The 3,492-nt window shown below is 63.6% G+C and carries 4 protein-coding genes and 1 pseudogene; 2 read left to right on the top strand and 3 right to left on the bottom strand.

All coding sequences use genetic code 11. The features are described from left to right. On the bottom strand, nt 1-732 hold a 732-nt coding region (locus tag ACXJ7R_RS27775; protein WP_457154615.1), incomplete at its 3' end, for a class I SAM-dependent methyltransferase. Between the two features lie 76 nt (nt 733-808). On the opposite strand from ACXJ7R_RS27775, the gene ACXJ7R_RS27770 reads away from it, so the two are divergent. Further along, nucleotides 809-1,291 (top strand): helix-turn-helix domain-containing protein, encoded by a 483-nt coding sequence (locus tag ACXJ7R_RS27770; RefSeq protein ID WP_457154614.1) that lies wholly within the window; start codon nt 809-811, stop codon nt 1,289-1,291. Nucleotides 1,292-1,295: 4 nt separating this feature from the next. On the opposite strand, the gene ACXJ7R_RS27765 is transcribed toward ACXJ7R_RS27770, so the two are convergent. Next, nucleotides 1,296-2,201, bottom strand: coding sequence for a LysR substrate-binding domain-containing protein (locus tag ACXJ7R_RS27765; protein WP_457154613.1), 906 nt, complete (start codon nt 2,199-2,201; stop codon nt 1,296-1,298). A gap of 104 nt (nt 2,202-2,305) precedes the next feature. Here ACXJ7R_RS27765 and ACXJ7R_RS27760 point away from each other — a divergent pair. Continuing rightward, nucleotides 2,306-2,482: pseudogene (locus ACXJ7R_RS27760) on the top strand (ATP-binding protein); the annotation flags it as partial. Nucleotides 2,483-2,574: 92 nt separating this feature from the next. On the opposite strand, the gene ACXJ7R_RS27755 reads toward ACXJ7R_RS27760, so the two are convergent. Beyond that, the gene (locus ACXJ7R_RS27755; RefSeq protein ID WP_095082659.1) at nt 2,575-3,351 is read right to left on the bottom strand and encodes a DeoR/GlpR family DNA-binding transcription regulator; all 777 of its coding nucleotides are present in this window, start codon (nt 3,349-3,351) and stop codon (nt 2,575-2,577) included. Between the last annotated feature and the right edge of the window lie 141 nt (nt 3,352-3,492).

Here is a 3,492-nt window from a genome sequence, read left to right as displayed (position 1 = left end):
GTCAACCTCACGTAACGCGGCGCCGACCGGCCCTAGTCGGGTGACAAACGTTATCAGATCATCTTCGGCGATCTGACACGCGACATCCACCTGTTCGACTTCGATTGACGACCAGCCACCCGCTTCAAGAATCCGCTTCACCTTGGMGGCGTTGGCAAAGGCAAACTGCCCCGGCGCATCGGGGTCCGGTGCGGGTGCGGGCGGTAGAAAAGGCGCAGCCGCTCGCGCGGCGGTCGTCATAAAATCATTCTCGGCAGGACTGCGCCAAGCAACAAAGGCGAGTTTGCTACCGCGGCTTGCGGCCTGTCTTATGTTGGCGAACGCAGCCACGGGATCATCGAAGAACATGACACCAAAACGCGAGACAACAGCGTCGAAGTTCCCGACTTCGAACGCATACGTCTGGGCATCGCCCACTTCAAAACTTGCGTTTGCTGCCTCTTCTGCCCCCTTGCGTTTCGTCGCCAAGGCGACAAGCGGCTGCGAGATGTCGAGCCCAACACAATTTCCGCCGTTGCCCACGCGGCGCGCCATCGCCAGAGTCGTGGCGCCGGCGCCGCAGCCGATGTCCAGGACATTGCCCCCTTCCCCGGGATAGCCGGCATCGACTACCAGCCGCTCGAACGGCGCCATTACCTGGTCGAGGATCGGTTGCATCTCAACCCAGGCCTTTCCGTTGGCGTCGTTCCAGAGCGCTGCTTGCCGTGTGTTTGGCTGCGCGGATTGCGGCATAACGGACCTCGCTTTTCTGTTGCTCTCACTGATCGTCGCGAGCACTCTACGAGTTCAAGCCGACTTGAGGTCAAGCATGAAAGATATGGATATTGCTGAAGTGTCGCGCCGCACCGGCGTGCCCGCCTCGACGCTTCGCTACTATGAGGAGAAAGGCCTCATCGCCTCAATCGGCCGTCGCGGCCTGCGCCGCTTGTTCGACCCGGCCGTCCTGGAACGGCTCGCTTTGATCACGCTTGGACGCGCCGGTGGATTCGCACTGGACGAGATTTCCGCGATGCTGAGGCCCGACGGCCTGCCGAAAATGGATCGGGAGCGCCTGGATGCCAAGGCGAACGAACTTGACCATACCATCCAGCGCCTGACCGCGATCAGAGAGGCTTTGCGTCACGCCGCCCGATGTCCGGCCGCCCGGCCGATGGAGTGTCCGACGTTCCGCCGCGCCGTCAGGCTTGCCGGTGCTGGCCGCTTCGAGGTTGCTCCGATCGGGTCGTTCAAGGCGGAGGCGGTTTCCGTCACAAGGCGCAGACGCGAGACCGGCGACGTCAGGCTGGAGTAGGCCACTAGCGGCGGACCGTGCGCTGCGACTGAGCGAGGCCTATAAAATCGCGCGCCGCCTGCGGCAGACCGGACCCGCGGCGCCAGACCATGCCGACCTGGACCACCGGCAAGGAGCCGGAAATATCGCGCGACTCGATGCGGTCGCCTTCCAGAGACCAGGGCCGGTAGACGAGGTCGGGCAGCAGCGCCACGCCGGCGCCGGTGGCAACGAGACTGCGCACGGCTTCCACGGAACGGGTACGAAAGGCGACATGCGGCTTGGCGCCGATCGCCGTGAGCAGCTTGCCGGTGTTCTCCTCGATCTCGTCGACGGTCAGCATGATCAGCGGCTCGAAGGCGATGTCGCCAATGCTGATGATGTCGGCGCCGGCGAGCGGGTGGCCGAGCGGCAGCCAGAGGCGATAGGCCGAGACCTCGAGGATTTCCGACTGCAGTGCCGTGCGGTCGCGCAGGTTGGAGGTGACCATGACGGCGATGTCGAGTTTGCCGCCGATCAAGAGGTGTTCGAGATAGTCGCCATTGTCCTCGATGGCCGAGACCTCGACGCCGGGATAGGCGCGGCGGTAGCGGGCAAGAAGATCCGACAGCACGTAGCCGGCGACCATCGAGGTGACGCCGAGTTGCAGCCGGCCGCCCGCTGCTGCCTGTTCGCCGGAGAAAGAGCGGCGTGCGTCCGAAACGTCGGCAAGGATCTTTGTCGCATGGCGCAGGAACTGATGGCCCTTGTGGGTGATGTTCAGGCCGCGCGGATGGCGTTCGAACAGTTCGACCCCGAGATCGCTTTCGAGTTCCTTGATCGCTTCGGTGACCGAGGATTGCGAGATCGACAGGTTCTGCGCGGCACCCGACACCGTGCCTTGCTCGGCGACGGCGATGAAGAACTGCAACTGGCGAATGGTGAAGGCCATGCCGGACTAAACACCGGCGCGCAAGGGAAGGAAAGCCGACGGCAGAGCTTATCCCGTGACTGGTGACTGTGCTGCGAGCTCAGCCTGATACGCCGCCGGCAGCACCGGGCGAGCGGGAGCGCATCTTCGAGCCGTTCTACCGGCTGCAGGATTATGGCGCCGGGCTTGGCCTCAACCTGGTGCAGGAAATCATGCAATTGCATGGCGGGCGCATCGAGATCCTCGACGACAGACCGAGCGGTGCCTGCTTCAGGATGACTTTTCGCGCTCTGACGGCATAGGCATGTCCGCAGGCGACCACCGCGCGCAGCGGCGCGTTTGAGATCCGTATGCGTCCACCAATTGCTCGTGTTCGGCCAGACTCTTGCGGACTCTAGAATCCGGCTGCGTCGCCGGCGATGCTGAGTCGAGCGCCGGCTTGCGAGAGGGCGGCGGCAATGTCGCGCGACGGCGACCGGTCGGTGGCGAGTTCGGAAAACCCGTCGAGGCCGCAGACTTGGACCAGACCCAGGCGGCCGAACTTGGTGTGATCGGTGACAACGAGCGAACGCTGGCCGCGCGACAGCACCATGCGGGCGAACTCGGCCTCTTCCAGATCGTAGTCCATGACGCCCATCACCGCATCGACGGCGCCGGTGGAGATGATGGCATGGCTGACCGAGAAGCGGCTGACGAAGTCGATGGCCGAGGCCCCGAAGGCAGCGCCTGAATCGCTGCGCAATTCGCCGCCGGCCATGTAGACCTTGTTGCCGTTGACGGTGGCCAGCGTGCGGGCGATGTCCGACGAGTTGGTGACGACCGTCAGGCGCCGGTGGCCGAGCAGCTCACGGGCCAGGAACGAGGTCGTCGTGCCGGTGTCGAGCATGATCGATTCACCGTCGCGGATGGTGGCGGCGACCATGCGGGCAATGATCCGCTTGGCATCGGCATTCTCGCGCATGCGCCGTTCGAATGGCGCTTCGCCGATCATCGACGGCAGGCCGATGGCGCCATGCATCTTGAGGACGGAGCCGTCACCGGTGAGTGGCTTGACGTCACGGCGCACGGTCTCGAGTGAAACGCCCAGCCGGTCGGCCAGGCTGGCGATGGTGACGGTCCCCTCTTCCTGCAGCAGCCGCAGGATCTCGCCGTGTCGTTTTGAATGGACCATTTGGGTTTCCCGGACTTAGCCCTTTGCCCGATTCTAAGCTAATTCGAGCGGTTTTAAAGGAACTGCCCGCGCTTTCGGGCAAAATACCCGAAAAAAGTCACAACTTTTTGTTGACAGGCAGGCAACCTTGGCGTGAAATTG

This window comes from Mesorhizobium sp. P5_C1 (assembly GCF_054049815.1).
The sequence above is the reverse complement of the archived record's forward strand: the minus strand, read 5'-3'. Positions and strand labels throughout refer to the sequence as shown.